The organism is Nocardia harenae NBRC 108248 (assembly GCF_001612885.1).
Classification (GTDB): Bacteria; Actinomycetota; Actinomycetes; order Mycobacteriales; family Mycobacteriaceae; genus Nocardia; species Nocardia harenae.
Genome location: NZ_BDBH01000002.1, coordinates 616,700 through 643,474, shown reverse-complemented (window position 1 = coordinate 643,474; position 26,775 = coordinate 616,700). Strand labels below are relative to the sequence as shown.

The window sequence follows — 26,775 nt, the reverse complement described above, 5'->3', positions numbered from 1 at the left end:
CCGGCGATCAAGCTGTACGAGCAGGTACTCACCGACCAGAGACGAGTCCTCGGCGACGACCACCCTCACACCTTGAACACCCGCCATAACCTCGCCCTCGCCCGTCAAGGGGCAGGCCAAATCAGCTTGGCGATCGAGCTGTACCAGCAGGTACTCATTGACTACCAGCGAGTCCTCGGCGACAACCACCCCCACACCCTCAACACCCGCCACAACCTCGCCCTCGCCGGCCAAGAGGGAGGGCTAGAGCGGGAGCAGTAGAAGGTCGGGGGCAGCTTCCAGAGATGCAGCCGGAGTTCACTCGGCGTGGGTACGACTGAGCGCCGGTACCAGGCAGTCCAGCCATCTGGCGACGCGACAACGTCCAGCCAGCGGAGAGTCCCGCTGGCTGGACGTAGACCGGGAAACTATCGCCCGCGGCGGGCGAAGATCGAGCGGGACCAGAGGAAACCGGCGATCCCGATCCCGGCGCACCAGGCGAGCGCGATGATCCAGGAGTTGCCGATCTCGGTGCCCATGAGCAGCCCCCGCACCGTCTCGGTGATCGGCGTGAAGGGCTGGTACTCCGCGAATTGCCGCATCACGACCGGCATGGTGTCCGTGGCCACCAGCCCGCTGCCGAGGAAGGGAAGCAGGACCACCGGGAAGAGCATGTTGCTCGCACTCTCCGGGTTGGCCGCCAGCAGCCCGCAGGCGACCGCGAGCCAGGTCAGCGAGAAGACCAGCAGCCCGAGCAGCCCGGCGGCGGCCAGCCACTCCAGCACACCCGCGTCCGGCCGCCAGCCGATGAGCAGCGCGACCAGCGCCATGCCGGTCAGCCCGAGGAACGACTGGATCAGGGTGCCGAGCACGTGCCCGGCGAGCACGGCGGGCTGCGCGATGGCCATTGTGCGGAACCGGTTCACGATCCCCTTCGTGGTGTCGGTGCAGACCGCGACGCAGACCGAGACGGTCATGTACGCGGGGATCATGAGCAGCATGCCTGGCGCGAGGTAGTCGATGTACTTGCCGCCGGAGGAGAGCTGGAGCGCGCCGCCGAAGACGTAGTTGAAGACCAGCATGAGGATCACCGGCATCACGATGACGCCGAAGACCATGCTCGGATACCGCCTGGCGTGCAGCAGGTTCCGGCGCAGCATGGTGAGCGTGTCGGCGATGGGCGCGGGCCGCGGAGCGGAAAGCGTGGCGGTCATCGGACGGTCTCCTTCGAATCGGTGGCGTGTCCGGTGAGGGTGAGGAACACGTCGTCCAGGTTGGGGGTGTGTACGGCGAGGCCGGAGGGTTCGAGGTCGTGCAGGTCGAGGCGGTCGAGGATGGCGCGCAGGGCGGCGACGCCGCCGTCGCTCGGGACCGCGAGGGTGAATTCCTCGCCGACGATCTGCGCGGAGTCGAGGACGGCGACGGCCCGGTCCAGCGCAATGGCGTCGGCGAAGCGGAGGCGGATGTGGCCGCCCGGCACCAGCCGCTTGAGCTCGGCGGCGGTGCCCTCGGCGACGATCCGGCCGTGGTCGAGCACGGCGATCCGGTCGGCGAGCTCGTCCGCCTCCTCCAGGTACTGCGTGGTCAGGAAGACGGTGACGCCGTCGTCGTCGACCAGGGAGCGGATGATCTGCCACATGGAGCGGCGGCTGCGCGGGTCGAGGCCGGTGGTCGGCTCGTCCAGGAAGATGATGCGCGGGGCGCCGACCAGGGTCATGGCCAGGTCGAGGCGGCGGGTCATGCCGCCGGAGTAGGTGGCCGCGGTGCGGCCGGCTGCCTCGACCAGGTCGAATCGGGCAAGCAGTTCGTCCGCGAGCCGCCGCCCCTCGGCCCGGGGCAGGTGGTGCAGATCGGCCATGAGCAGCAGGTTCTCCCGGCCGGTGAGCAGCTCGTCGACGGCCGAGAACTGCCCGGTGACGCCGATGGCGCCGCGCACGGCGGTGCGCTCGGTGGCGACATCGTGCCCGGCCACCTGGACGGTGCCGTCATCGGCGTCGATCAGGGTGCTGAGGATCTGCACCGTGGTGGTCTTGCCTGCGCCGTTCGGGCCGAGCAGGGAGAAGATGGTGCCCTCCGGTACGGAGAGGTCGATGCCGTCGAGCACGGTCTGCTCGCCGTAGGACTTGCGCAGGCCGCGCACGGTAATCGCCGATGACATGGCGGTTCCTTTCATCAATAGATACGAATGTATGCATGGTTTAGCCACACCGCCCCCCGGGGGCGGAGATTCGGTGTGTTACGGGGTCAGATGTCGAGGTCCTCCACCTGGGGGTGACCGGCGATATCCGCGATGCGCTCGTAGAGCTTGTCCGGGATCTTGCCCTTCAGTTCGGGGTAGTCGTCGACGATCTCCATGCGGAAATCGCCCCAGTCCATTTCGCCGATGCCGAGCATGCGGCGCCAGCTCTTCCAGTCGCGCAGCGAGCCGGTCTCGGTGGGGTACTCGTTCCAGTCGCTGTAGCGGGTGTGCGCGACGAATTTGCCCTTGCGGCTGCGGTATACCCGCACGTGCAGCGCCCGCTCGTCGTCCATGTCGCTCACCTCGCCGAGCAGCACGCCGGAGAACCGGACCTGCCGCGCGCCGTTGTGCCCGACCCGGAGCACGATCTCCTCGAAGCCCTCCAGCCGCCCCTCCTCCAGCTCGATGAAGCGGCGCAGCGCCGTGGTGACGGCACCGGAGAGGTTGCCGCCGACCAGTTCCTGCGCCCGCTGGAAGAGCGGAAGGTCGGTGTCCGCCACGTAGATCGTCTTGTTGGGCATGCAAATGACTATACGTAGATGTATATGTAGAACGCAACCCCGGATTTCCGGCGACCCGTGAACCGGTCGCGGGGGCCACCCCGTGTCTTCTCCGAGGATCGATCGGGCGCGGCTGTGAACGCCGCGCGGATGGTCCGCGATGACCTAGGTGGGCTTGCACTTCGGCCCCCGGAGGAGGTGGAACCCGTGCCCGATCGAGTGGCCGATCATCTGGTCCGCGCCGTCGCCGCGCTCGGAGCGCGCCAGCTCTTCGGCGTGGACGGCGCCAATATCGAGGACATCTACGATGCCGTCTTCGCCGCCGGCGACGCGGTGCGGGCGGTGGTGGCCAAGCACGAGTTCTCCGCTGCCACCATGGCGGACGGGTTCGCGCGGGCCTCCGCCGGGATCGGTGTGGTCGCGGCGACATCCGGGGGTGGGGCGATGAATCTCGTTCCCGGGCTTGCGGAATCGTTCACCTCGCGGGTTCCGGTGCTGGCGCTCATCGGGCAGCCGCCGCGGGCCGGGGAGGGGAACGGCGCCTTCCAGGACACCAGCGGGCTGGCCGGGACCATCGACGCGGAGGCCCTCTTCGCCACGATCACCGGGTACTGCGCGCGGGTGCGGGGCGGGGCCGAATTGCCGGGGCACCTGGACGGCGCCGCGCTCGCGCTGCGGCGTGGGCTGCCTGCGGCGCTGTTGCTGCCCAAAGATATTCAGCAGGAGGTGATCGAGCTTCCGGCGTGGACGCCGCCTGCCGCTGTGCCTCGGCACGATACGGCTCGGCTGGCCGAGGTGCGGTCGCTGCTCGCCGCCGCGCGGGTGGCCGGTGGGGTGCTGGTGCTGGCAGGCGCGCAGGTCGGGATGGACGATGCCAGGGCGGAGCTGGCCCGGCTGACCGGGTTGCTCGGTGCGGCGGTCGGGGTCGCGCCGGACGCCAAGGATGTCTACGACCAGGGTGCGCCGGGTTTTCGCGGGGTCGCGGGGACCATGGGGCATCCGGAGTTGCCGGACGCGCTGCTGGGGGCGAGTGTGTGTCTGCTGGTCGGCACCACCTTGCCCGGGCCGGCGCGGACCGGGCTCGAGCTGGACGGCGTTCCGGTGCTGTCGATCGGGCACAGCGAGCCGCACCCGCGTGCCCTGCACGCGCACAGCTCGGATCTGCGGTACACGCTCGGTACCCTCGCCGACGCGCTGGAGCCGGAGTTGTGCGCCGCGGCCATCCGCGCGCCGTTGGCCAGGAACGGAACGCCGCCGATCGAGCGGGGGGTGGACCGGGTACCGAGCCGCCCGCCCACGAACGCGTCGCCACGGATCACGGCAGGCCGAGGACCAGGCCAACCGGCTGCGAACAGCCACCGCGACCCGTGCGGGCCGGCTCACGAGTCCGCCTCGGGGAGTGACGGCACCCCGACCCGCCTCCCGGTCCCGGAATCCACCGGCCCCGGCCTCCGCTACCGCGCCGTCGTCGACGCCGTCACCGCCGCCCTCCCCCCGGGCAGCGACGTCTTCGCCGACGCGGGCAATACCGGCGCCTCCGTCGTCCACCACCTGCGAGTCCCGCGGGACGGCCGCTTCGTCGTGGCCTTGGGCATGGGCGGCATGGGCTACGCCTTCGGCGCCGCCATCGGCGCCTGCCTCGCCCGCGGCAGACGCACCGTCGTGATCGCCGGCGACGGCGCTTTCTACATGCACGGCATGGAGTTCCACACCGCCGTGCAGCTCGAGCTCCCCCTCACCGTGATCGTCCTCGACAACAGCGCGCACGCCATGTGCCTCACCCGAGAGCAGATCTACTACGGCGACCGGTACAGCTTCAACCGATTCCGCCCCGCGGAGCTCGGTGACGGCATGGCCGCGATGTTCCCCGGCCTGCCCGCGTGGTCGGTCCGCACCGACGCCGACCTGCCCACCGCGCTCCCCGCGGCATTCGACACCGAAGGCCCCTCGTTCGTCGCCGTGACCTGCGACCCCGACGAGATCCCCCCATTCCTGCCCTTTCTCTCCGCCAACCCCTCCAGGAGTACCCCGTGACCGCTCTCAGCGATATCCCCGTCCCCGTCGTCCCCGGCGTCCTGCGCATCGAGAACTCCGACCGCGACGCGACGCTCCCCGTCATCCTCGAGCGGCTGCGCTCGGTGTACCCGCACGAGGAGGTGTTCGGCGAGTACTGCCCGGTGCAGATCGTGATCGACGCGCCCCCGCGCGAGGTGTACGAGTACCTCGCGCACACCCAGTCGCTGTCCGAGTGGACCTACAGCCTGCGCGGGTTCGCCGAGACCGACGAGCCGGGGCTGTGGGAGGCGTACGACCGGCTCGGCGAGGACACTCCCATCTACACCCGCACCGTCGCCTACCCGGACTCCATGACCGTCGACTACCACTGCGCCTGGGACCAGGGCGAACACCTGTGGATGATCTACCTCATGCGGGTGGTCGACGCGCAGGTGGTGTTCGACCGGCCCGGCTCGGTGGTGCTCTGGACCAACTGCCACCACCCGTTCTACGAGAAGAACCCGTTCCCGGAGAAGGCTCCGGAGGGCAGGGAGTCCTGGGTCGGCGACTTCTGGCCGCTCTTCGGCCCCGGCCACCAGCTGGAGCTGGACAACCTCAAGGCCATCTGCGAATACCGGGCGGCCAATGGCCTGCCGCTGACCCCGGAGTGGATGCGATGAGCACGGTCAGCCTGGTCGACGTCGCCTCCTACCTGCCCGGCGACCCGGTCGGCACCGAGTACTTCACGCGGTACTCGCGCTCCGAGCGGCAGGCGCGCAACGTCATGTTCCGAGCGCCCGCCGCCCGGCACCACATCGCGCCCGGCGAGACGGCGGTGGACATGATCGAGCGCGCCACCGCGCCGTTGATCGAGCGGCACGGACGCGATCTGATCAGCAATGTCGACGTGCTGCTCACGCACACCCAGCTACCGGACAACCCGGTGCTCGGCGCGGGCCCCGAGGTCGCCCGCAGGCTGGGTGCGCGCCCGGAGCACGTGCTCGACGTGCACAACGGCGGGTGCGCGGCCTTCATCCACATGATGGCGCTGGCCGCGAACCTGCTGCGGGCCTGCGGCGGCCGCACCGCGCTGATCGCGGCGGCGCAGAACTGCGCGGGGCCGGTCTTCACCCAGTCCGAGATCCGCGGCATGCCGCAGGCGCCGGTGCCGGGCGACGGCTGCGGGGTCGGGCTGCTCGTCCTGGACGACAGCGCGCCGATCCTGGAGACCGAGTGCCGCACCTACCCGGAGTACGCGGGCGACATGGCCTTCTCCACCGGCAGCGAGCGCCGCTACTGGGAGCCCGGCGACGGGCAGGCCTGCGTGCGCTTCTCCGAGTCCAAGGTGGCCGCGGTGCTCGCCCGCGGCAATCGGCTGGTGCCGGAGGTGGCGTTCGCGGTCTGCGATCGGATCGGCACCAAGAGCAGCGAGGTCGACACCCTCGTCACCAACCAGCCGAACCGGCTCTTCCTGCGCAACTGGCACGACGCGCTGGAACTCCCGGCCGAGCGGCACCCGGACACCTTCGACCGCTGCGGCAACCTCTTCGCGGCGGGCATCCCGGTGACGCTGGACCAGGAGAACCGGGCGGGCCGGCTGCGCAACGGGTCGACGGTGCTGCTCTCCGCCTTCGCGCACGCGGGCGATTTCGCGGCCGCCGCCGCCGTGCGCTGGGGTGCGGCGCGGTGAGCGTCCGGGTGTACCCCAGCGACACCACGCCGCGCGACGGCACCTCGAGCGGGGTCCGCCGCTTCGACCTGAGCCTGAGCGAGAACCCGTTCCCGCCGCTGCCCTCGGTACTGGAAGCGGTGCACCGGGAGCTGGCCGGGGCCAATCGGTACCCGGAGTTCCTGCCGGAGAAGTTGCCCGCGCTCATTGCCAGGGAACTGCGGGTGCATCCCGACCAGGTGGTGGTCGGGGCGGGGGCGACCGGTGTCGCCATGCAGGTGATCCGCACCGTGGTGGAGCCGGGGCGGAGCATGGTGTTCGCCGCGCCCACCTTCGACGGGTATCCGATCATGGCCGAGATGGCCGGGGTGCGGGCAGTGCCGGTGCCGCTGGATTCCCGCGGTGGGCAGGATGTTCGCGCCCTGCGGCGGGCGATCGACCGGCACACGCGGTTGCTTGTGGTGTGCCGCCCGCACAACCCCACCGGGACGGTGCTTCCGCTGGCCGAGCTGGATGCGCTGCTTGCTCGGGTGCCGGGGCGGGTGACGGTGCTGCTGGACGAGGCGTATATCGAGTTCCTGGATCGGGCGGATCGGCCCGATCTGCACCACCTCATCGCGAAGTACCGGAATCTGCTCGTGCTGCGGACCTTTTCCAAGGCGTACGGGCTGGCCGGGCTGCGGATCGGGTACGCCGTCGGCGATATCGAGCTGGCACGGCGGGTGCGCACGCAGCAGCTTCCGTTCGGGATCGGCGCCACCGCCGGGGCCGCCGTCGCCGCCTCGTACGCCGCTGCCGACGAGCTGCGGGTGCGGGTCCGGCGGATCACCGAGGAGCGGGATCTGCTGCGGGCTTCGCTGTACTCGATGGGAGTCGAGGTGCCGGAGAGTCACGCCAATTTCCTGTATCTGCCGGGGCCGGGAGCGGCGAATGCGCTGCGGCGGCGGGGGGTCAAGGCGCGGTGTTATCCGGATGGGAGCGCGCGGATCGCGGTCGGAGACCCGGAGGCGGGGCGGGCGGTGTTGCGCGCCATGCGGATTCCGCACTGAGGGTTCAGCGGCGGAACCAGCCGCGCTTCTGGTGGAGGCCGTTGGCTGCGGCGAAGGCCGCGGCGTCGTCGGCCACCGAGGTGGAGGGGCGGCCCTTGGCCCAGGTGATGAATTTGTCCGGGAAGTCGGGGCCTGCCTGCTGGGCGAGCAGGGGGTAGCGCTTGGCTACCAGGCCCGCGCGTTTGCGGAGCAGGGCGGTGGCGGTGGGGGTGAGGTCGTCCGGGGTGAAGCCCGGTGGGGTGGGGCCGTTGGCGACCAGGGCGCGGATCAGGTCGGCCTGGCGGGTGGCGAGGTCGGTGGGGTGCGCGCCGTCCGGGGCCGCGGCATCCGGAGTCACGCCGCCGCACCGCCTACCCCCACCTCCGAACCGCCGGTGATCCGCTCCCGCCGGGTGACATCGGCGATGGCGTCCAACTCGGCGAGCAACTCCGCCGCGGGCGGGTAGTTGCCGTCCCGTTCCAGCATGAGCGGAACGTCGCGGTCGGCGGCGAACTCGCCGACCAGCTCGAGTACCGCCTCCGCGACGGCGGCGGTGTGCGTGTCGTGGTAGCGCCCATCCACCTCGTACCCACCGGCGATGTGGCAGTAGGCGATCCGCTCGGCGGGCAACCGGCGCAGCTCGGTACCCGGGTCGCGGCCGCGACTGCGGGCATTGGCGTACACATTGGCGATATCGAGCAGCAGGTGGACACCGGTGCGCTCGACGAGTTCGGTGAGGAACTCCGACTCGGCGAGTTCGTCCTCCGGCCAGTCGAAGTGGCTGGTGATGTTCTCCATTGCCAGCGGAACCGGCAGCTCGGCGGTGGTGCGCGCGATATTCGCCGCGAGTGCGTCGAGTGCCGCCCGCGTCCGTGGCACCGGCAGCAGGTGGCCCGCCTCGAGCCCGCCCGCGCGGACGAACGCCACGTGTTCGCTGGCCAGCGGCGCATTCAGCGCCCGCGCACTGTGCGCCAGGTGCGCCACCCGCTCCGGACTGACCGGCTCCGCACCGCCGAGCGAGAGCGAGACCCCGTGCGGCACCACCGGGACACCGCGGTCACGCAGCGCGGCGAGCTCGTCCGGCACCCCGTGCGCCACCGTCTCCGCGATCACCTCGCAGAACCCGAGCCCCGGCAGCCCGGCGACGACCCCGCAGATCTCCGGCCGCCACCCGATCCCGAGTGCCCGCCCCGGCAGCGGTGAATTCACCGCCCCGCCCCGGACCGGCAAACCCACCGCACGCGCGACCGACAATTCGCCCGGCTTCCGGCCCGCGGCGAACTATCCACCGCAACCGCCGCCTCCGCCGCAACCTCCCCCGCCACCGCAGCTACTCCCGCTGCTGCAGCTACTGCCACTGTCCCCGCTGCTCCCCCCGCTGTCCCAGCCCGAGGATGATGGCGGCTCCGCCGCGCTCGCCAGCCCGGCATCGAAGGTGAGCAGCGCCGCCCCACCGAAGAGCGCGGCACCGAGCGCGGCGGTGTGCAGCCCGTACGTCTCGTAGGAGGGCGAGTTCTGCGGCCGCAGGTACCCATTGGCGATCACGGCCTGCGTGGTGGCGGTACGCCCGAGCGCGGTCAGCCGGGGCACCCGCGTCACCAGGAACCCGGCGAACCCGAGCGCGATCAGCAGGACCACCAGGAACCCGACCCCGTTCCCGTTCGCGATCCCGGCGATCAACCGCACCGCCCCCAGCAGCCACACGATCAGCACCGGCATCCCCGCGTCCCGCAGCTCCCGCCGGAACGCCGGGTGCGGCAGGTAACCGCGCTCGGCCAGCCCGGCCCGCAGCAGCTTCAGATCCGGCGCCACCGCCATGGCGAGCACCGCGACCTTGACCGGCGTACCAGCCGCGATCCGGTCGTAGACCGCGCCGGTGAACGGATCCAACCGGCTCCGATCGGCCGCCGTGATGGCCCGCGCGGGCGTGCCGTCCGACCCGATCAGGTTCTCCGCGCGCAGCAGCGCGAGCGCCGCGAGCACCGGCCGGTTGTCGTCGATCAGCAACCCGAGCTCCGGAGCGCTGAGCTCGGAGCCCGGCTGCTCCAGCCGCGGCTTCACCTCGTCCCGCCGCATCACCCCGCGGCGCAGCCAGAACGCGGCGAGCACCGCAGCCACCGCGACCGGGATGTACAGCGCGAGAAAGTCCGGCCCGGAGATCCCCCAGGTGTCCGCCGCCGTGTCGAGCACGCTCATCTCCACCTCACGATTCGCCGCGTTTCGCCTGATTATCGAGGTCGGCCCGGCCGCGCGCCAGATGGTTCCATGAACCCATGGCGAATTTCCCCCGGCTGCGCCCCAACCCGCCGCCCGCGCACGGCACCGCCAGCCGCGAATGGTTCCGCCGCACCCTCGGCCATCGCGAGTACGTCCTCCGCCAGACGGTCATCGATCCCGGCGGTAGCAGCGGCTGGCACTACCACGACGGCACCCTGCTCGTCCTCGTCACCCGCGGCACCCTCGACCACCCCGACGCGCGGCTCACCCCCATCCGCTACCCCCGCTTCCGCGTCTTCCGCGAGCCCAGTGGTCCGCGCCACCCGCACGTGGCCCGCAACTCCGGCCCCGGGCCGGTCACCATCTGGGTGCTCTATCGCAACCCGCCGGGCGCCCCGCTCTCGCAGCACATCGAGCCGCTGGACAGCGGCGGCTGCTAGAGTGATATCGCACCGTCCTGGTGCGGAGATCCGGGTTCAGACCCCGCCGGTTCACGACCGGAGATGTCCACGGAAGCGGGAGATCCGGGATGCACGCCCCGGTCGGCCGAGAGGTCGATAGCTCAAACCGTAGAGCCCCGCTTTATCAACTCATCGACCGGCGATCTCGGTGGTCAGCTCGATATCGGTCAGGCCGATCGCCCGGTAGTGATGCCTCGCCACACCTTCGCCTTACGCAGCGCGACCTTGCCGTCGTGCAGGATCTTGGGGTGGTCGGCCACGACCTCGTCCACCACCAGCCCCGCCCAGCAGCGCCGGGGCAGTGCCCGCTGCAGCCCGACGTTCGCCTCCCGGTCGAGTCGGGTCGTGACGGCGAGCGCCGCGATCATCTCACCGTGGCCGAACTCGATCCGATCGCCGACAGCGAGCGTGCGTGGATTGCGTCCGGCCAGCTCGACCCAGGACTTCTCCCTGGCCGGCGTCCACCCGGCCAGTTCGGCGCACCGGCAAGCAGCGCCATCATGGCGTTGTTGGCCTCGGCCTTGCGTCGCTCGTAGTCACGGAAGGCCCGGAACCGCACCATGCTGCCGCGCGCAGGCGCGCCACTCCCCATTCATCCCCCCCGGGTTGATCACGGAACTTCTCCGGCCCCCTACGCCGGTTCGCACGCGGAGCGCAGCGAGCACGCACCGCACGCACTCCCACATCCCCCGACCTGCTCCGGCACCATCGGCGCGACCACCCGCTCAGCGGCATTGGCCCCCGCCCCGAGCGTGAACACCGCGACCACCCCGACGACGGCGGCGACGACCAGCGCAACGAGCCCGCCCGCGGCGAGCGCGACCAACCCGCCCGCGAAGAGCAGGAACCCGGCGGCGACGGAGGTGGGGGCGGCGACCCGGTTGGCGAGCCGGAAGGTGTTCTCATCGGTGAGCGCGGCGGAGCTGTGCACGCCGACGAAGCGGTTGCGCGGCAGCCGTCCGGTCAGCCCGAGCAGGCCGGTCGCGACGGCGACTGCGGCCGCGGCGAACAGGAGGAGAGCGACGACGAACACCCGGGTAGGTTATCTCACGGGCCCTGCGCATCCGCGCCGGCATCGTCAGGTGTGACGCCCGCTACCAGCGCAGATCCGTTATCCCCAGACCAGTCGGGATCTTTTTCGAGCTGAGCGGGTGCACGTTCTACTCTGATAACCGGGTTCCGGACGAACAAGAAGGAAGGCTGAGCGGTGGAGGACACGCGGGCGACCGAGAGCGCTGGCACCGAGAAGGACGCCCCGCGGCATCGGTACAGCGCCGAGCTCGCGGGGCGCATCGAGCGCCGCTGGCAGCAGACCTGGAGCGAGCGCGGCACCTTCCACGCGCCGAACCCGGTCGGCCCGCTCGCCGGCCCGACCCCGGCCGACAAGCTGTTCGTGCAGGACATGTTCCCGTACCCGTCCGGCGCGGGGCTGCACGTCGGGCACCCGCTCGGCTACATCGCCACCGACGTCTTCGCCCGCTACCACCGCATGCGCGGCCGCAATGTGCTGCACGCGCTCGGCTACGACGCCTTCGGCCTGCCTGCCGAGCAGTTCGCGGTGCAGACCGGCACCCACCCGCGGGTGACCACCGAGTCCAATATCGCGATCATGCAGCGCCAGCTGGACCGGCTCGGCCTCGGCCACGACCGGCGGCGCTCCTTCGCCACCACCGACCCCGAGTACTACCGCTGGACGCAGTGGATCTTCCTGCGCATCTACAACGCCTGGTACGACCCGGAGGCGAACCGGGCGCGGCCGATCGCGGAACTCACGGCGCAGTTCGCCGACGGCGCCCGCCCGACCCCGGACGGCCGCCCGTGGGGCGAGCTGGCCGCGGCCGAGAAGAACGCCGTGATCGACTCGTATCGCCTGGTCTACCAGACCGATTCGATGGTCAACTGGTGCCCCGGCCTCGGCACCGTGCTCTCCAACGAGGAGGTCACCGCGGACGGCCGCAGCGAGCGCGGCAACTTCCCGGTGTTCCGCAAGCGGCTGTGGCAGTGGATGATGCGCATCACCGCCTACTCCGACCGCCTGGTCGACGACCTGGACGGCCTGGACTGGCCGGAGAACGTGAAGACCATGCAGCGCAACTGGATCGGCCGGTCCCGCGGGGCGCAGGTGAAGTTCGGCACCGAGGCCGGGTTCATCGAGGTCTTCACCACCCGCCCCGACACCCTGTTCGGCGCCACCTACGTGGTGCTGGCACCGGAGCACGAACTGGTCGACGCGCTGACCGCCGAGCAGTGGCCGGCCGGCATCGACGAGCGCTGGACGAACGGCAACGCCGCGAACCCGCGCGAGGCCGTCGCCGCCTACCGCGCCGCCATCGCGGCCAAGTCGGATCTGGAGCGGCAGGAGAACCGGGAGAAGACCGGCGTCTTCCTCGGCACCTACGCCATCAACCCGGTGAACGACGCGGCGGTGCCGATCTTCGTCGCCGACTACGTGCTGAGCGGCTACGGCACCGGCGCCATCATGGCGGTGCCCGGCCACGACCAGCGCGACTGGGATTTCGCCACCGCGCTGCACCTGCCGATCACCGAGGTGATCGCGGGCGGCGACGTCACCGCCGCCGCCTACAGCGGCGATGGCAAGCTGGTGAACTCGGGCTTCCTGGACGGCATGGCGGCCGACGAGGCCAAGGCAACGGTGATCGCCCGGCTGGAGACGGTCGGCGCGGGCACCGGGACCGTCCAGTACAAGCTGCGCGACTGGCTCTTCGCCCGCCAGCGGTACTGGGGCGAGCCCTTCCCGATCGTCTACGACGAGCACGGCGCCCCGCACCCGCTGCCGGAATCCATGCTGCCGGTGCGGCTGCCGGAGCTCGAGGACTTCGCGCCGGTCACCTTCGACCCCGATGACGCGAGCTCCGAGCCCTCGCCGCCGCTGGCCAAGGCCACCGACTGGGTCGAGGTCGAGCTCGACCTGGGCGACGGCGTGCGCAAGTACCGGCGCGACACCAATGTCATGCCGAACTGGGCGGGCAGCTCCTGGTACCAGCTGCGCTACGCCGACCCGACCAATACCGACGCCTTCTGCGCGCCGGAGAACGAGGCGTACTGGCTCGGCCCGCGCGACGCGGCCGACCCGGGCGGCGTCGACCTGTACGTGGGCGGCGTGGAGCACGCGGTGCTGCACCTGCTGTACGCGCGGTTCTGGCAGAAGGTCCTCTTCGACCTGGGCGACGTCACCGGCAGCGAGCCGTACCGGAGGCTGTTCAACCAGGGCTACATCCAGGCGCACGCCTACACCGACGAGCGCGGCGCCTACGTGCCCGCCGCCGAGGTGACCGAGCGCGACGGCCAGTTCTTCTGGCAGGAACAGCGGGTGTTCCAGGAGTACGGCAAGATCGGCAAGTCGCTGAAGAACGCCATCTCGCCGGACGAGATGTGCGACCTGTACGGCGCCGACACCTTCCGCTTCTACGAGATGGCCATGGGCCCGCTCGACACCTCGCGCCCGTGGGCAACCAAGGACGTCGTCGGCGCGCACCGCTTCCTGCAGCGGGTCTGGCGGCTGGTGGTGGACGAGGAGTCCGGCGCGGTCCGGGTCACCGACGCCGAGCCGAGCGCGGAGACGCTGCGGGTGCTGCACCGCACCATCGCAGGCGTCGACGAGGACTACGCCGCCATGCGCGACAACACCGCGGGCGCCAAGCTCATCGAGCTGACCAACCACCTCACCAAGGCGTACCCGGACGGCGCGCCGCGCTCGGCGGTGGAGCCGGTGGTGCTCATGCTCGCCCCCATGTCCCCGCATATCGCGGAGGAGCTCTGGGAGCGGCTCGGCCACCCCGAGTCGCTGAGCGCCGGCCCCTTCCCGGCCGCCGACCCGGCGCTGCTGGTCGAGGAATCGGTGGAGTACCCGATCCAGGTGAACGGCAAGGTGCGCAGCCGGATTCAGGTGCCCGCCGACGCCGACAATGCCGCCATCGAGGCCGCCGCGCTGGCCGACGAGAAGATCGCCGCGCTGCTCGAGGGGGCGGCGCCGCGCAAGCTCATCGTGGTCCCCGGCAGGCTGGTGAATATCGTCCGGTAGGCGCTACTCGACCACGCCGGGCTCGGTCTCGGCGAGCACCCAGTCGCGGTAGCCGGGGTGCACCACCGCCACCGGCACCGCGACCACCTGCGGGGTGTCGTAGGGGTGCTCGGCGTCGGCGCGGACGATGATCTCGTGCACGTGGGCGCGGCGGGTGTGCAGGGTGACCAGCGCCTCGGGCTCGTCGGCGATGGCGCCCTCCCAGCGGTAGAGGCTGCGGACGGCGGGGTGCAGGTTGCCGCAGGCCACGAGGCGGTCGGCGAGCAGGCGGCGGGTGAAACCGGCGAGCCAGTCGGCGTCGGCGGCGGTGATGCTGACGGTGACCAGTTCTTCGTCGACGGACATGAAAACCCTCTCAGCTTCCGTACGGGCGGATGACGATCTCGGTGGGGTGCGCGTCGCGCGGGGTCTCGATGGCGGTGCGCACGGTGCACGCGACCGTGGCGGGGGTGAGGAATTCGGCCGGGTCGTACTCCCGGCCCTCGCCCGCGATGATCTCGCGCTGCATATCGGTGTCGATCCGGCCGGGGTGCAGGGAGGTGACCCGGAGCCGCGGCTCCTCCTGGCGCAGGGAATCGCCGAAGGCGCGGAGCGCGAACTTGCTGGCGGCGTAGGAGGCCCAGCCGGGGTGCGCCCGCAGCCCGGCGCCGGAATTGATCAGCAGCACATGGCCGTTCGCCGCGCGCAGGGCGGGGAGCAGCAGCCGGGTGAGTTCGGCGACCGCGATCACGTTGGCTTCGAGGGTGCGGCGCCACTGGTCGACGGTGGAGTCCGCGACGGTATCGATATCGGCGATGCCCGCATTGTGCACCAGCACGTCGAGCCGCTCGATGGGCGCGGTCGCGGCAGCGACGGCGGCGTAGTCGGTGAGCTCGACCGGCCAGCCGGTGGCGTCCGGGATCTCCGCGAGCACGTCGGTGAGCGAGGGCAGGCTCCGGGCGCCGAGCAGCAGCCGGTGGGTCGGCGCGAGTTCGCGGGCGATGGCGGCGCCGAGCCCGCGGGCGGCTCCGGTGACGAGGGCGACGGGTTTCGCGGTCATGCGCCCCACGGTAGCGGCTCGTCCGACCCGGCCGATCCGATCTGAAAAGCTTCCGATCGGCACGAAATGAGCGCGCGTGGCCCATACCACCCGGCGCCGAACAGGCGGAACCGCCGAAACCGCCGCAGAATGAACAAATGCAGCACCCCGGTTTCACGCCGACCCAGCTCGCGGCCCGCGCCGCCTACCTGCTGCGCGGCAACGACCTGGGCACCATGACCAGCGCGGCGCCCCGGCTCTACCCGCACATGTGGAGCTGGGACGCGGCCTTCGTCGCGGTCGGGCTCGCTCCGCTCAGCGTGGAGCGAGCGGTGATCGAGCTCGATACCCTGCTCTCCGCGCAGTGGAAGAACGGGATGATCCCGCACATCGTCTTCGCCAACGGCGTCGACGGCTACTTCCCCGGTCCGGCCCGCTGGGAGTGCCGCAGGCTCGCGGCCAATGCCCCGGACGGCCCGGACACCTCCGGCATCACCCAGCCGCCGGTGCACGCCATCGCGCTGCAGCGCATCCTCGACCACTCGCGCAGGCACGGCCGCAGCACCAGGGCCGCCGCCGACGAGTTCCTGAACCGGCGCTGGGCCGACCTGGTGCGCTGGCACCGCTGGCTCGCGCATGCCCGCGACCCGAAGCACACCGGCCGGATCACGCTCTACCACGGCTGGGAATCCGGGATGGACAACTCGCCGCGCTGGGACCGCGCCTACTCCAACGTCGTCCCCGGCGACCTCCCCGCCTACCACCGCGAGGACGTGCTGGTGGTGAGCGACCCCTCGCAGCGGCCGACGGACCGGGAGTACGACCGCTACCTCTGGCTGGTCGAGCAGATGCGGCGCTCCGGCTACGACGACTACCAGCTCGCCTCCACCATGAGCTTCGCCGTCGAGGACGTCTTCGTCACCGCCATCTTCGCGCTGGCCTGCGATGTGCTCGCCGATATCGGCGAGGAGTACAAGCAGCCGCACGCCGACGTGCGCGAACTGCACGGCTGGGCCGAGCACTTCCGCACCGGCGTGCTCGCCACCACCGACCCGCGCAGCGGCGCCGCCCGCGACTTCGACGTCCGGCTCGGCCGCTGGATCGATACCGAGACGCTGGCCATGTTCGCCCCGCTGCTCTGCGGCGGGCTGCCGCGCGACACCGAGCGCTCCCTGCTCCGCCTCTTCGAGGGCCCGCGCTTCTGCGGCCACCCCGACCTGCGCTACGCGCTCCCGCCGTCTACCTCGCCGGTGGCCAAGGACTTCCGGCCCCGCGAGTACTGGCGCGGCCCGGTCTGGCCGGTGATGAGCTGGCTCTTCTCCTGGGTCTTCGCCCGGCGCGGGTGGGCCGAGCGCTCGCTCACGCTGCGCGCGGAGGGGTTGCGGCAGGCCGGGGACGGGAGCTTCGCGGAGTACTACGAGCCGTTCACCGGGGCGCCGCTCGGCAGCATGCAGCAGTCATGGACCGCGGCGTCGGTGCTGGACTGGCTGGGTTAGCCGCTTGCCAGGGTGCGGGCCACGGTGAAGCCGAATTCGGCGGTTCGGCGGACCTGGTCGTCGGTGAGGGTGAGGGGGCCGGTGGTGGTTCGGGCGGCGGTTTCGTCGACCCGGAGCGACACCCAGGACTCGCTGTCCAGAAGAAGCAACCCCAGCGACGCGGCGGGGCGCAGATCGGAGATCCACGCTCGTCCGGATACGCCCTCCAGGCGCAGGTACCCGGGGGTATCGATCTCGGACTCATCAGCATTCTCCCGGTGGCTGACCACGATGGAGCCGACTCGGTCCGGGCCGGACGCGACGTAGCAGCGGCCGGCACCCCGCAGTCGCGCAGCAGGTGGTCGCCGCACTCGTACGGGTCGTCGTAGTGGTTGTGGAACCCGCCGCTCATCGGTTCGGCCAAGGCTCCCCCCTCGGTACGGTCGGCAACCGGGCTCCCCACCCGGCTACGTCTGCGGAGTGTAGCGACCGGGGTGGCGCCGGGCAGGGCGCCACCCCGGTAACACTCAGACGCCGATCCGGCCCTGACCGGCCTTCCACGCCACCACGACCGAGGGCCGCGGCTGGCTGGTGCCACCGTCGGGCCAGTGCGAGGCCGGCTTGTCGGCCGAGGCGTCGTCGGACTCGCCCGGGTGCTGGACGCAGACCAGGACGCGGGACTCGGTGACAACGGGCCCGCAGGTCTCGGCGTCCTTGGGGACGGTGAGGAACTGCTTGGTCTCGCCGCGCCGGTCGCCGTCGAGCACCACCGAGAAGAGGCCGTCGTTGCTCTTCAGCGCATTCCCGTCGGTGGAGATCCAGAGGTTGCCGTACTGGTCGAAGGCCAGGTTGTCGGGGCAGGAGATCGGGCTGACCTGCGTCTTGTCGAAGCCGCCGTAGTAGGTGTCGGCGGCGTTCGGGTCGCCGCAGACGAGCAGCAGCGACCAGCTGAAGCGGGTGCCGGTGTGGTCGTCGTCGATCTCCAGGACCTGGCCATTCTTGTTCAGGTTGCGCGGGTTGGCCTCGTCGGCGGCGGTCTTGCCCTCCTTGCCCCGGTTGTCGTTGTTGGTCAGCGCGACGTAGACCTTGCCGGTGACCGGGTTGGCCTCGAAATCCTCGGGGCGGTCCATCTTGGTGGCGCCGACCTTGTCCGCGGCCAGCCGGGTGAAGACCGCGACCTCGGCGGCGCTCATGCCCTCGACCCTGGAGGTGCCCTTGCCGTCGGGGCCGGTCTCCAGCAGCGGGATCCACTCGCCGGTGCCGGTGAAGCCCTGCGGCGCGGGGAGTTTGCCGGTGCCGTCGATCTGCGCCGCGTGGTCGCCGGTGAGCTTGGCGACGTAGAGCGTGCCCTCGTCCAGGATGGTCATGTTGTGCCGCATGGCCGAGGCGCCGGTGCCGGACTGCACCTTCTTGGCCGAGATGAACTTGTACATGTAGTCGAAGCGCTCGTCGTCGCCGGTGTAGGAGACCACCGCGCCGTCGGCGGTGACGTAGATGCTGGCGCCCTCGTGCTTGAGCCGGCCCATGGCGGAGTGCTTGACCGGCACCGAGGTGGCGTCCCAGGGGTTGACCTCGACCACGTAGCCGAAGCGGTTCGGCTCGTTGGGTTCCTGCGCGAGGTCGAAGCGCTTGTCGGTGCGCTCCCAGACATTGGTGCTCGCGCCATCGGCGAAGCCGTAGCGCTTCAGCCGGGCCGCGGCGGTGGCATCGGTGACGGCCTGCGCGTTGGCGAAGTAGCCGTGGAAGTTCTCCTCGCCGGAGAGCACGGTGCCCCACGGGGTGGTGCCGCCCGCGCAGTTGGCGAAGGTGCCGAAGACCTTGGTGCCTGCGGGATCGGCGGCGGTCTTGACAAACTCGCTGCCGGCGGCGGGGCCGGTGAGCAGGAATTCGGTGTTCGCGGTGATCCGGCGGTTGTATCGGCCGAAGCTGGGGGTCAGCCTGCCGGAGCCGCTCTCGCCCTCGACCTCGACCACCGTGAGGCCGACCGCGGCCTTGCTGATGGCGATCTGCTCGTCGGTCGGGTTCTCGGCGTCGTAGCCGCGGAACATGTGCGGGCCGGTGGTGTATTCGTGGTTCACCACCAGCAGGAACGAGTTGGCCTGGCCCTCGATCGGGAGCAGCGCCGCGAAGTCGTTGTTGTAGCCGAACTGCTTCTCCTGGGCCGCCGCGGTCTGCCGGTCGAAGTCGAAGGCGGGGGCGTCGGCGAAGAGCGGATCGCCCCAGCGGATCACGACGGACTGCTCGTACCCCTCCGGAACCCGCACGGCGTCGTCGGTGTTCGGGGCGACGGCGGTGAAGGAGGTGCCGGTGCCGTCGGAGGCCGCGGCGGCCCTCGAGGTCTCGGTGGAGCCGCCGTCGTCGCCGCAGGCCGCGAGCGCACTCGCCGCGCCGACCGCGAGCACCGCGGCCGCGCCGCCCTTGAGCAGCCCGCGCCGATTGAGACCGCTGACGATATCGCCGAAGTAGGCGCCGTCCGAGGTGTTCGGAACCGGGTGGAAGCAGGCATTGGCGCACTTGTACTCGCAGGTCACGCGGGCGCGCGCGGACTGGCCGTCGTGCGTGGTGAAGAGGGTGAGGGGTTTCGGGCTCACTGCGGCTCCTACATTTCGGCGGTCGGCCGCACGGTAGACGATGTTCCCCAGTGGGAATCGACGGCGAGGTGAACAGCCTGCCAATTAGGTAACCCTCAGTTTGCCGCGCAACCGGTGAGCATCCGGCCGACGCGGCGATCCCGGTGTCTCTGGGAGACACCGGGATCGGTGGGGGGCGGGGCTCGGCGGCGGTGGCCGTCATGCGCTGACCGGGATGGCGATGACCACCTCGCTCTCGTCCTGCGGCAGGTAGTGCACCCGGAGGATGCGGCCGACCTGCACGTGTCCGACCGCGGTCGGCGGCACGAACTTCTCGGTGCGGGCGGTGAAGGTGCTGCCGTCCGGGCGGGTGATCGCCAGCCCGAGCACCACCTTGGTGTGGCCGTCGCGGATCTCGCCCGGCACCGAGAGCGTCTGCACCACGCCCTGTGCGGCGATGCCGCGCTCGGCGATGTCGAGTTTGCCGCGAGTGGTGAAGCCCTTGCGCAGCATGGCCTCGTTCATGGCGTGCTGCGCCGCGCGCTGGTCGCCGGAGAGGTCGAGCTCGACCCTGTCGGTGCGGTGCGGCAGGTAGCGAACCGGCAGCACCAGGCCGGGGCGGAGCATGGCGATCTGGTGGTGCGGGACGACCGTCTTCGCCACCGAATCGAAGACCTTGCCGTCGGCGCCCTCCACGCTCAGCTCGATCCGCAGCTGCGGCTGGTGGTTCAGGGTGACGCCGGTGTGCCGGACCGCGCGCACCGTGCCGAGCCCGATCCGGGCGTGCCGGTACTCGGCGGAGTTGGTGCCGGTGAGCGCGGAGAGGATGCCGTCGCCGGTGAAGGCGAAGACGATCGGGGTGAGTGTCAGCGCGATGATGGGCAGCGCCATCTGCGGGCCGACCCAGGCCAGGATGGACTGGCCGTAATCGGTGGGGCCGTCGTAGGTGAGGCCGTGCAGCAGGTAGTAGCCGCAGGCCATGACCAGGAAGGCGGCGGCGATGGCGCGGGCGATGGTCTTGACGTTCATGGGGTGCTTTCCGGTAGGGGTCCCGCCCGAGGGCGGGACCGGGATCAGCCGTTGACGACGGTGGTGCAGGCGAAGGTGATCTCGAAGGGGACGTTCTTCGGGCCGGCGAGGGGGTTGGTGAGGTCGACCCCGCCGACGCCCTCGCCGGTGACGGTGTAGGTGGTGCCGTTCTTGGTCAGCGTGGCCGAGCCGCCGGGGGCGCCGGCGCCGTAGCCGACGGCGTAGGGGGTGCCGCTGTCGCCGCCCTTGGTGCCCGCGATGGCGACGGCGGAGACGGTGTCCTCGCCCTGGATGGTGGCCGAGACGCTGAGGTTGCCGTAGGTGGTGTTGCTCAGGTCGGTCAGCGCCAGGGCGAGGGTGCCTGCCTGCTTGGCGCAGGTGGTGTCGAAGCGGGCGTCGATGGTCTTGCCGTCGACCTCGGCGGTGGAGGTGCCCGCGTTCGCCTGGGTGGTGGGGTTGCCGGCGGGGGTGGCGGTGTCGGTGTTGTCGCTGCAGCCGGTGACCAGCAGGGCGAGGGCGGCGGCCGCGGCGGCGGTGGTGGCGGCGAGGCGGGTGGTGGTGCGCATGGTTCGTTCCTTCGTTCTCGGGTTGTTCGGCTTCGGGGTGAGGCCGTTGAGATGAAGGTAGGAAGGGTTCGCGCCCTACCGATCCCAGCTTTCGGCCGGGGCAAGGCGCTAACCTGGTGCGATGCGACGACCCCGGGCCGCTGTGCTCGACGAGGTGTGGCGCGGGCTCGATGGCTTGGCACCGCTCAGCGGTCCGCAGGGCGGGCCGCTGCGCCGCACCGTGAAACTGGTGCTCGACCCGCTGGTCATCCGGCCGGTGCAGCACCCGGCCTGCGCCGGGCCGGTGCTCGACGCCGACGGCATCGCGCTGCTCACCGCCCGGCTGCACGCCGCCGCCGACGACCTGCGGGCCACCGCCGCCTGGTTCACCCTGCTCAAGCAGGTGCGCCGGGCCGTCAAGATCACCGACGGCAATCCGCAGGACCTCTACTTCCAACGCTGCTTCGAGCTGGCCGTCACCCGCGGCACCCCGGAGCCGCTGCGCGACCGAGCCATCGCCGAGGCGGCGCTGCGCGAGATCCACGACAGCCCGGCGGGCCGCACCGTCGCCGTGCTCCGGGCGCACCTCACCGACCCGGCCCGCGCCGCCGAACTCGCCGCGCTGCTGGCCACGGCTTGGGCCCGCCGCCCGCTCACCGACGCGCCCACCCCGGACCACGGCGATGACCTGCACACCCTGCTCGACGCCTGCGCCGCCGCCCGGCTCACCGACGGCGCCGACAACGGGCTGCAGACCTTCGACGACCTGCTCGACGCGCACGCGGGCACGCACGCCGGGATCGAGCTCTGGCAGCTGGTGACCGGCTGGACCGCGGCCGAGCTCGGGCTCACCGCGCGTCCGGTGCCGCCGCAGCCCGCGGTCGGCAGCTCCGCCGCGACCGCGCAGCTCGGGCTCCCGTTCGACCGCACCGTCTACGAGCGGGTCTTCACCGTGCTGCAGGGCGGCTCCGAGCGGGCCGACCTGCCGACCGTGCCGGAGCTGGTCGCCGCCGAGGTCGCGCGCAGCTGCGCGCCGCTGGCACTGCTGGACGAATCGCTGCGGCTCACCGCGACCGCCGGGATCGCGCTCGCGCTCGGCCTCGCGCCCGCCGGGGCGACCGCTCCGGCGCCGGATGGCACGCCGGGCACCGCGCCGGATGCCACCGCCGCGCACCGGATCGTGAACGGGCGCTGGCAGCGCGAGGCGTATGTCCTGGCGGCCCGGCGGCTCTCGGTGGCCGGTGCGCCCGGTGCCGATGCCGAGCCGCTCGCCGCCGTCGCCGCCGATCTGGCCCGGCCGTGGCGGCCGTACCTGCGCAGGCTCTGGGTGCGGTTGCACGGGCGGGATGTGCGCGCGGCGCCGGTGTACGACCCGGACGAGCTGTGGGATCTGCTCGACGGGGTCGCCCGGTCGGTCATGCTCGATCACCGGATGCGGGTGAAACAGGTGCTCAGCGCGCGTGCCGAGCTGGAGACCCCGGCGCAGAGGGCGGGCTGATGGCGATCGTCGAGCTGTCCGGGGCGGACGGGCTGACCGTGCTCGCTCCCGCGGGGGCGCCGACCGTGCTGGATCCGGTGCCGGGGGTCGGGGTGCTGGTGCTCGAGGTGTCGGGTGGGCACCTGACCTGGGATCTCTTCGATGACAGCGGTGTTGCGGCGGCGGTATTGGACGACCCGGCGGCCGCGCAGGATTGGTTGTGGGCGCTCTACGGCGAGGCGGCAGCGGTGGCCGTGGCCGATCGCGTTTCCGGGTCGCTCGACCTCTCGCCCGCGGCCGCCGGGCCGCTCGACGTCTCGCCCGCCGATCCCGCGCAGGCCGCGGCCGCCAGGCAGCTCGCCTACGCGCACTGGGCCGCCCGCTGGTGGCCCGCCTCCACCCTGGACGGGATCGCCGCGCTCGACCAGGGGCTACTGGACGCCGAGATCGCCGAGCTGACCGCCGCCTGTGACGCGCTGGTCGACGGGGCCGACGCGGTCGCCCCCGTTCCGGTCGAGGTGACCGCGCGCGCCGAGGACTACGCGCTGGCCGCCGGGGACGGGGCGCCGGCGGGGATGGTGCTGCGGCGCGGCAGCACCGGGTGGGCGTGGCATCGCTGCCCGCCCGGCGTGATCGATGCCTCCGAACAGGCGCTGACCTGGGAGTCGGTGCGGCAGGGTGGGGCCGGGGTGCTGCGGGTCGAGGTGGTGGCGGCGCCGCGGACGGTGCCGGTGCTGGTCCCCGCGCACCTGCGGCCCTGGGTCCGGGTCGGGGAGTTGCGCGTGCCGCTCGATGCCGCCGCCGATCGCTGGGTCACCACGCTGGCCACCGGCGATGCCGCCGAGCCGGAGCTCTTCGTGCCCGGAGTCGGGTCGGCGCAGGCGGATTCGGCGGCGGATCGGGTCCGGGTGCGGGAGTTCGCCCGCACCCGGCTCGCCGGAACCGGCTCCCCGCTGCGCGCCGAGAGTGCGGCCGCCGCCGATGACTCCGACTTCTGACTCCGGCGGCGCGCGGCCGGGCGCGCTCGGTGGGCCGGCGCCGGAGCTACCGACGGGCGCGGCCGAGTCGGGCGCATCGGAAGGTGCCGCGGCGGCCGGGTGGGAGCTGCTGGCGGCCGGGGCCGCGGCGTACGGCCGGGGCGAGGTCACCGAGGCACTTCGGATCTTCCGCAAAGCCGCTTCCAGCCCGGACGAGGCCGTGCACCGCGCCGCACTGACCAATGCCGCGAGCATGCACGACGAACTCGGCGACCATGCCGAGGCGCTCCCGCTGCTGCGCGAGGCGCTCGCGCTCATGCCCGCCGACGCGGTGCGCGTGCGCCCGCACGCCCTCATCACCCTCTCCCAGGTCCAGCAGCACCTCGGCGACCTCGACGGTGCGCGGAACTCCCTCGAGGAGGCCCGCACCCTGCTGGCCGACAGCACCGACCCCGATCTCGGCCGGGTCCGAGTGGCCTGCCTGCTCTCGCTCACCGCCGTCGCCATCCACCGCGACCACTGGGCCCTGGCTCTGGAACTCGCCACCGAATCCCTGGACGCCGCCGTCCGCTTCGCCCCCGAACTGGCCGGGCACCCGCTGCTCAACCTGGCCGCCGCCCACTTCGAGACCGGCCGCACCGACCTCGCCCTCGACTTCGCCGCCCAGGCCGGAGCCGCCTTCACCGAGGCGAACGACCTCAATGCCCGCGCCGAGACCGATCAGAACACCGCCGCCATGCTTGCCCGCACCGGCCGCCTGGACGAGGCCGCCGAGCCACTGCGCCGCAGCCAGGAGTACTTCGAGCGAGCCGGGCTCGCGCACCGCGCCGGAATCGGCGCCAAACTGCGGGGTTTCCTGGCCGAAGGGGCCGATCGGCCCGCCGATGCCGAGGGGGCGTACCGGCAAGCCCTGGCCCGATTCGAGAAATCCGGTGCGGTGCTCGACGCCGCCGAGGTCCGGGTGCGGCTGGCGACCGTCGCCGCCCGCACCGGCCGCCTCCCCGAGGCTGAAACCCTTCTCGACGAGGCTTTTTCGGCCTGCGCGGAGCGCGGCATGACCACCCGCTGCGCCCGGATCGACTACTGGCACGCCGCGCTCATCGAAGCGGCCGAGGACCCGGCCCGGCTGGCCCGCGGCACCGAACTCGCGGTCATCGCCGCCCTCGCCCTCGACGCCGTGCGCTTCACCTTCCCCGACGGCACCCAGCGCGCCCGCTGGAACGACGAGATCGCCGACCCGGCGGCCCGGATCGCCTTCCGCCTCGCCTACGCCTCCGGCAATGGCCGGCTCATCGCCGAACTCATCGAAACCCGCTGCGCCGGAACGACCATCGACCTGGACCGCAGCACCGGCACCGCGACACCCCCGACTCTGCCGCTGACCTGGATCGATCCTCCGGAGGAGGTGGGTGGTGCACTGACCGCGGGCGGCCCGGTCGAGCTTGGCATCGCGCTCGCCGAGGTCGCCGCGGCCGCCGGACTCGCCGTCGCGCCGCCACCGCGAATCGCCCTGCCGGACGGCCGGATCGCGCTCGCCGAGCACCTCGCAGCCGCCGAGCAGCGGTATGGCAGGCCGGTGCGGGCCAGTCGGGTGGTGCAGATATGACCCCAACGGCCTACATCCGCATGGCCGACGCCGGCGACCTCTACCTCTGGTGGCGCTGGGAGAACCACACCGCCGCACCGGGAATCGGCATCGTCCCCGAGGCCCAACTCCGCGCGGTCCTCGCCGAACTCACCGCCGCCCTCCCCGACCCCGGTACCCCCGGCAGCCTGGAGAACGCGCTCACCGCGGGCGCGCTCGCCGACCCGCGACGCGAACAGCGCCTCGCCGAAGAACTCTCCCGCGCCTTCCTCCCCTACAACCTCGCCACTGCCCTGCACGAGCTGATGACCAGCGGAATCCGCCCGCACCTTCGCATTCAGCCGGCGCCGCGGGTCGCCCAGATCCCCTGGGAACTGCTCGCCCCCGACCCCGCCATCCGGCTGCTCGAGATCGCCGATATCAGCCTGCTGCCGCCGGTCAGCGTGGTCCGCGCCCGCGAGCCGCGCCCGTGGGACCCGGCGCTCCCGGTGGTCGCCGTGCTCGACCCGCGCGTCCCCGGCTTCCGCGCCGACTCCGCGCTCGGCTCGGTGCTCGGCCGCCCCGACCCGGCCATGCCGGTGGCCCGCCGCATCGCCGAGTACGCCGCGAACGACCGGCTCGCCCCGAAGGCCGCGACCCCCACCGACGCCTTCCGCCGCACCGACCTCGACCGCGACCTGCTCGGCGAGCTGCTGCGCGCGGGCGCGAGCCGCCTGCTCTACGTCGGCCACGTCACCGCCGCCGCCCCGGAGTCCGGCCGCAGCGAGGAGGCCGCCCTGCACCTCGCCTGCCCCGCCGACCGCCCCGGCTTCGCCGCACCGATCCGCACTCACCGCCCCTTCACCGCGAAGGACCTGCTGCTCGGCTCGCACACCCGCGACCCCGACCCGCGGCCGGGCAACGAGCTCTGGCCCATCCCCGCCCGGGTCGCGCTGATCGCCTGCGAGAGCGGCGGCGACCTCCGCTTCGGCGAGGCGCTCGGCCTGGTCACCGCCATGATCGCGGGCGGCGCCGAACTCGTCACCGCCTGCCGCTGGGCCCTCCCCACCGACCTCGCCCTGCAGCGCCTGGCCGGTGCCTCCGGCAGCCCGCTCCAGGACACCATCTGCGCCGTCGATACCGCCCACGAACACCCCGACCCCGTCACCGCGCACGCCGACTGGCAGCGCACCCGCCTCACCGCCTGGCGCACAACCCCCTCCGCCGCCACCGCCCCGATCCTCTGGGCGGCACCGGCGACGATCTACAGCACCTGATCGAGGAAGGTGCGCAGGCGCGCGGTTTCGGCATTGTCGAAGACGGCGTCGGGGGCGCCGTGCTCGACCACGACCCCCCGGTCCATGAAGACGACGGTGTCGGAGACCGAGCGGGCGAAGCCCATCTCGTGGGTGACGACGACCATGGTCATGCCACCGGAGGCGAGCTCGGCGATGAGCGCGAGCACGCCCTTGACCAGCTCCGGGTCGAGCGCCGATGTGGCCTCGTCGAAGAGCATGAGCTCGGGCTTCATGGCCAGCGCGCGGGCGATGGCGACGCGCTGCTGCTGGCCACCGGAGAGGTTGCCTGGCCGCGAGTCGACCTTGTCGGCGAGCCCGACCCGCTCGAGCTGCTCGACGGCGAGCGCGCGCGCTTCCTCGGCGGAGAGCCCCTCCAGCTTGCGCGGGCCGAGCGCGACATTCTCCGCGACCGACTTGTGCGGGAACAGGTTGAACTGCTGGAAGACCATGCCGATGCGGCGGCGCAGCCGGTCCGGGTTCTCGGTGAGCACCGACTTGCCGTCCAGCAGCACGTCACCCCTGTCCGGTTCGTGCAGCCGGTTCAGCACCCGGAGCAGGGTGGACTTGCCTGACCCGGAGGGCCCGATCACGGTGACCGTGCGGCCCGCGTCGACGTGCAGGTCGACGCCGCGCAGGATGTGGTTGCGGCCGAGGGTGAGGTGCAGCCCGGTGCCGGTGAGCGAAGCACTCAT

General features: G+C 71.9%; 28 protein-coding genes and 1 pseudogene. 14 read left to right on the top strand and 15 right to left on the bottom strand.

Features of this window, described 5'->3' with window-relative positions; translation table 11 throughout:
• Positions 1 to 6: 6 nt before the first annotated feature.
• Positions 7 to 96 (top strand): annotated as a pseudogene (locus tag NH2_RS30445) (tetratricopeptide repeat protein); the annotation flags it as partial.
• 30 nt (positions 97 to 126) lie between these two features.
• A complete protein-coding gene (locus tag NH2_RS30440; RefSeq protein ID WP_501193502.1) occupies positions 127 to 261 on the top strand; it encodes a tetratricopeptide repeat protein in 135 nt (44 codons plus the stop codon).
• Positions 262 to 407: 146 nt separating this feature from the next.
• On the opposite strand, the gene NH2_RS05800 is transcribed toward NH2_RS30440, so the two are convergent.
• The 3 genes from NH2_RS05800 to NH2_RS05790 form a co-directional block, all read right to left on the bottom strand.
• A complete protein-coding gene (locus tag NH2_RS05800; RefSeq protein ID WP_067649157.1) occupies positions 408 to 1,193 on the bottom strand; it encodes an ABC transporter permease in 786 nt (261 codons plus the stop codon).
• The gene (locus NH2_RS05795) at positions 1,190 to 2,152 is read right to left on the bottom strand and encodes an ATP-binding cassette domain-containing protein (RefSeq protein WP_067649155.1); all 963 of its coding nucleotides are present in this window, start codon (positions 2,150 to 2,152) and stop codon (positions 1,190 to 1,192) included. The genes NH2_RS05800 and NH2_RS05795 overlap by 4 nt, the downstream gene beginning before the upstream one ends.
• A gap of 71 nt (positions 2,153 to 2,223) precedes the next feature.
• Positions 2,224 to 2,739 carry an EXLDI protein gene (locus NH2_RS05790; RefSeq protein ID WP_067649152.1) on the bottom strand — a complete coding sequence of 172 codons (516 nt, stop codon included), beginning with the start codon at positions 2,737 to 2,739 and terminating at the stop codon, positions 2,224 to 2,226.
• 186 nt (positions 2,740 to 2,925) lie between these two features.
• On the opposite strand from NH2_RS05790, the gene NH2_RS05785 reads away from it, so the two are divergent.
• From NH2_RS05785 to NH2_RS05770, 4 genes are read left to right on the top strand one after another with little or no spacing between them, the layout of a single operon-like run.
• Positions 2,926 to 4,752 (top strand): thiamine pyrophosphate-binding protein, encoded by a 1,827-nt coding sequence (locus tag NH2_RS05785; RefSeq protein WP_067649149.1) that lies wholly within the window; start codon positions 2,926 to 2,928, stop codon positions 4,750 to 4,752.
• On the top strand, positions 4,749 to 5,393 hold the full coding sequence (locus tag NH2_RS05780; protein WP_067649146.1) for a hypothetical protein: 645 nt from the start codon (positions 4,749 to 4,751) through the stop codon (positions 5,391 to 5,393). Before NH2_RS05785 ends, NH2_RS05780 begins: the two co-directional genes overlap by 4 nt.
• The gene (locus NH2_RS05775; protein ID WP_067649143.1) at positions 5,390 to 6,403 is read left to right on the top strand and encodes a 3-oxoacyl-ACP synthase III family protein; all 1,014 of its coding nucleotides are present in this window, start codon (positions 5,390 to 5,392) and stop codon (positions 6,401 to 6,403) included. The genes NH2_RS05780 and NH2_RS05775 overlap by 4 nt, the downstream gene beginning before the upstream one ends.
• An 8-nt stretch (positions 6,404 to 6,411) precedes the next feature.
• Positions 6,412 to 7,431, top strand: coding sequence for a pyridoxal phosphate-dependent aminotransferase (locus NH2_RS05770; RefSeq protein WP_067649438.1), 1,020 nt, complete (start codon positions 6,412 to 6,414; stop codon positions 7,429 to 7,431).
• A gap of 4 nt (positions 7,432 to 7,435) precedes the next feature.
• Here NH2_RS05770 and NH2_RS05765 read toward each other — a convergent pair whose 3' ends face one another.
• The 3 genes from NH2_RS05765 to NH2_RS05755 form a co-directional block, all read right to left on the bottom strand.
• Positions 7,436 to 7,768: an SCO6045 C-terminal-like domain-containing protein gene (locus NH2_RS05765; RefSeq protein ID WP_067649140.1), complete on the bottom strand. Its 333-nt coding sequence runs from the start codon at positions 7,766 to 7,768 to the stop codon at positions 7,436 to 7,438.
• Complete coding sequence (locus tag NH2_RS05760; protein ID WP_084505258.1) at positions 7,765 to 8,619, bottom strand: MbnB/TglH/ChrH family RiPP precursor modification enzyme; 855 nt, start codon at positions 8,617 to 8,619, stop codon at positions 7,765 to 7,767. The genes NH2_RS05765 and NH2_RS05760 overlap by 4 nt, the downstream gene beginning before the upstream one ends.
• A 72-nt stretch (positions 8,620 to 8,691) precedes the next feature.
• A complete protein-coding gene (locus NH2_RS05755) occupies positions 8,692 to 9,606 on the bottom strand; it encodes a TIGR04222 domain-containing membrane protein (protein WP_084505257.1) in 915 nt (304 codons plus the stop codon).
• A 77-nt stretch (positions 9,607 to 9,683) separates the two neighbouring features.
• Here NH2_RS05755 and NH2_RS05750 point away from each other — a divergent pair, with 77 nt between their 5' ends.
• Entirely contained in the window at positions 9,684 to 10,067 is a 384-nt protein-coding gene (locus tag NH2_RS05750; protein ID WP_067649134.1) for a cupin domain-containing protein, read from the top strand.
• Between the two features lie 188 nt (positions 10,068 to 10,255).
• On the opposite strand, the gene NH2_RS05745 is transcribed toward NH2_RS05750, so the two are convergent.
• On the bottom strand, positions 10,256 to 10,456 hold the full coding sequence (locus NH2_RS05745) for a hypothetical protein (protein ID WP_067649130.1): 201 nt from the start codon (positions 10,454 to 10,456) through the stop codon (positions 10,256 to 10,258).
• A 6-nt stretch (positions 10,457 to 10,462) separates the two neighbouring features.
• Between NH2_RS05745 and NH2_RS28575 the strand changes: the two genes are divergently transcribed.
• The gene (locus NH2_RS28575; protein ID WP_157103610.1) at positions 10,463 to 10,624 is read left to right on the top strand and encodes a hypothetical protein; all 162 of its coding nucleotides are present in this window, start codon (positions 10,463 to 10,465) and stop codon (positions 10,622 to 10,624) included.
• A gap of 95 nt (positions 10,625 to 10,719) precedes the next feature.
• Here the strand turns inward: NH2_RS28575 and NH2_RS05740 are convergent, their stop codons facing one another.
• Positions 10,720 to 11,121 (bottom strand): SdpI family protein, encoded by a 402-nt coding sequence (locus tag NH2_RS05740; RefSeq protein ID WP_067649127.1) that lies wholly within the window; start codon positions 11,119 to 11,121, stop codon positions 10,720 to 10,722.
• Positions 11,122 to 11,295: 174 nt separating this feature from the next.
• Between NH2_RS05740 and leuS the strand changes: the two genes are divergently transcribed.
• A complete protein-coding gene (leuS, locus tag NH2_RS05735) occupies positions 11,296 to 14,130 on the top strand; it encodes a leucine--tRNA ligase (RefSeq protein WP_067649125.1) in 2,835 nt (944 codons plus the stop codon).
• 3 nt (positions 14,131 to 14,133) lie between these two features.
• Here leuS and cutA read toward each other — a convergent pair whose 3' ends face one another.
• Complete coding sequence (gene cutA, locus NH2_RS05730) at positions 14,134 to 14,475, bottom strand: divalent-cation tolerance protein CutA (protein ID WP_067649123.1); 342 nt, start codon at positions 14,473 to 14,475, stop codon at positions 14,134 to 14,136.
• Between the two features lie 10 nt (positions 14,476 to 14,485).
• Positions 14,486 to 15,169, bottom strand: a complete 684-nt coding sequence (locus tag NH2_RS05725) for an SDR family oxidoreductase (protein WP_067649119.1) — start codon at positions 15,167 to 15,169, stop codon at positions 14,486 to 14,488.
• A 137-nt stretch (positions 15,170 to 15,306) separates the two neighbouring features.
• Here NH2_RS05725 and ggh point away from each other — a divergent pair, with 137 nt between their 5' ends.
• A complete protein-coding gene (gene ggh / locus NH2_RS05720) occupies positions 15,307 to 16,644 on the top strand; it encodes a glucosylglycerate hydrolase (protein ID WP_067649116.1) in 1,338 nt (445 codons plus the stop codon).
• Here the strand turns inward: ggh and NH2_RS05715 are convergent.
• The 4 genes from NH2_RS05715 to NH2_RS05700 all read right to left on the bottom strand — a co-directional run bounded on the left by NH2_RS05715 (position 16,641) and on the right by NH2_RS05700 (position 20,788).
• Positions 16,641 to 16,913 carry a hypothetical protein gene (locus tag NH2_RS05715; RefSeq protein ID WP_067649114.1) on the bottom strand — a complete coding sequence of 91 codons (273 nt, stop codon included), beginning with the start codon at positions 16,911 to 16,913 and terminating at the stop codon, positions 16,641 to 16,643. The genes ggh and NH2_RS05715 overlap by 4 nt on opposite strands.
• Positions 16,914 to 17,150: 237 nt before the next feature.
• Positions 17,151 to 19,214: a PhoX family protein gene (locus tag NH2_RS05710; protein WP_067649112.1), complete on the bottom strand. Its 2,064-nt coding sequence runs from the start codon at positions 19,212 to 19,214 to the stop codon at positions 17,151 to 17,153.
• A gap of 198 nt (positions 19,215 to 19,412) precedes the next feature.
• The gene (locus tag NH2_RS05705) at positions 19,413 to 20,222 is read right to left on the bottom strand and encodes a hypothetical protein (protein ID WP_067649109.1); all 810 of its coding nucleotides are present in this window, start codon (positions 20,220 to 20,222) and stop codon (positions 19,413 to 19,415) included.
• Positions 20,223 to 20,266: 44 nt separating this feature from the next.
• Positions 20,267 to 20,788, bottom strand: coding sequence for a lipoprotein LpqH (locus tag NH2_RS05700; RefSeq protein WP_067649106.1), 522 nt, complete (start codon positions 20,786 to 20,788; stop codon positions 20,267 to 20,269).
• 121 nt (positions 20,789 to 20,909) lie between these two features.
• Between NH2_RS05700 and NH2_RS05695 the strand changes: the two genes are divergently transcribed.
• From NH2_RS05695 to NH2_RS05680, 4 genes are read left to right on the top strand one after another with little or no spacing between them, the layout of a single operon-like run.
• A complete protein-coding gene (locus tag NH2_RS05695; protein WP_067649103.1) occupies positions 20,910 to 22,265 on the top strand; it encodes a hypothetical protein in 1,356 nt (451 codons plus the stop codon).
• On the top strand, positions 22,265 to 23,242 hold the full coding sequence (locus NH2_RS05690; protein WP_067649100.1) for a proline dehydrogenase family protein: 978 nt from the start codon (positions 22,265 to 22,267) through the stop codon (positions 23,240 to 23,242). The genes NH2_RS05695 and NH2_RS05690 overlap by 1 nt, the downstream gene beginning before the upstream one ends.
• Positions 23,226 to 24,827: a tetratricopeptide repeat protein gene (locus NH2_RS05685; protein ID WP_157103609.1), complete on the top strand. Its 1,602-nt coding sequence runs from the start codon at positions 23,226 to 23,228 to the stop codon at positions 24,825 to 24,827. The genes NH2_RS05690 and NH2_RS05685 overlap by 17 nt, the downstream gene beginning before the upstream one ends.
• Positions 24,824 to 26,062: a CHAT domain-containing protein gene (locus NH2_RS05680; RefSeq protein ID WP_067649097.1), complete on the top strand. Its 1,239-nt coding sequence runs from the start codon at positions 24,824 to 24,826 to the stop codon at positions 26,060 to 26,062. The genes NH2_RS05685 and NH2_RS05680 overlap by 4 nt, the downstream gene beginning before the upstream one ends.
• Here the strand turns inward: NH2_RS05680 and NH2_RS05675 are convergent.
• Entirely contained in the window at positions 26,050 to 26,775 is a 726-nt protein-coding gene (locus tag NH2_RS05675) for an amino acid ABC transporter ATP-binding protein (protein ID WP_067649096.1), read from the bottom strand. The genes NH2_RS05680 and NH2_RS05675 overlap by 13 nt on opposite strands.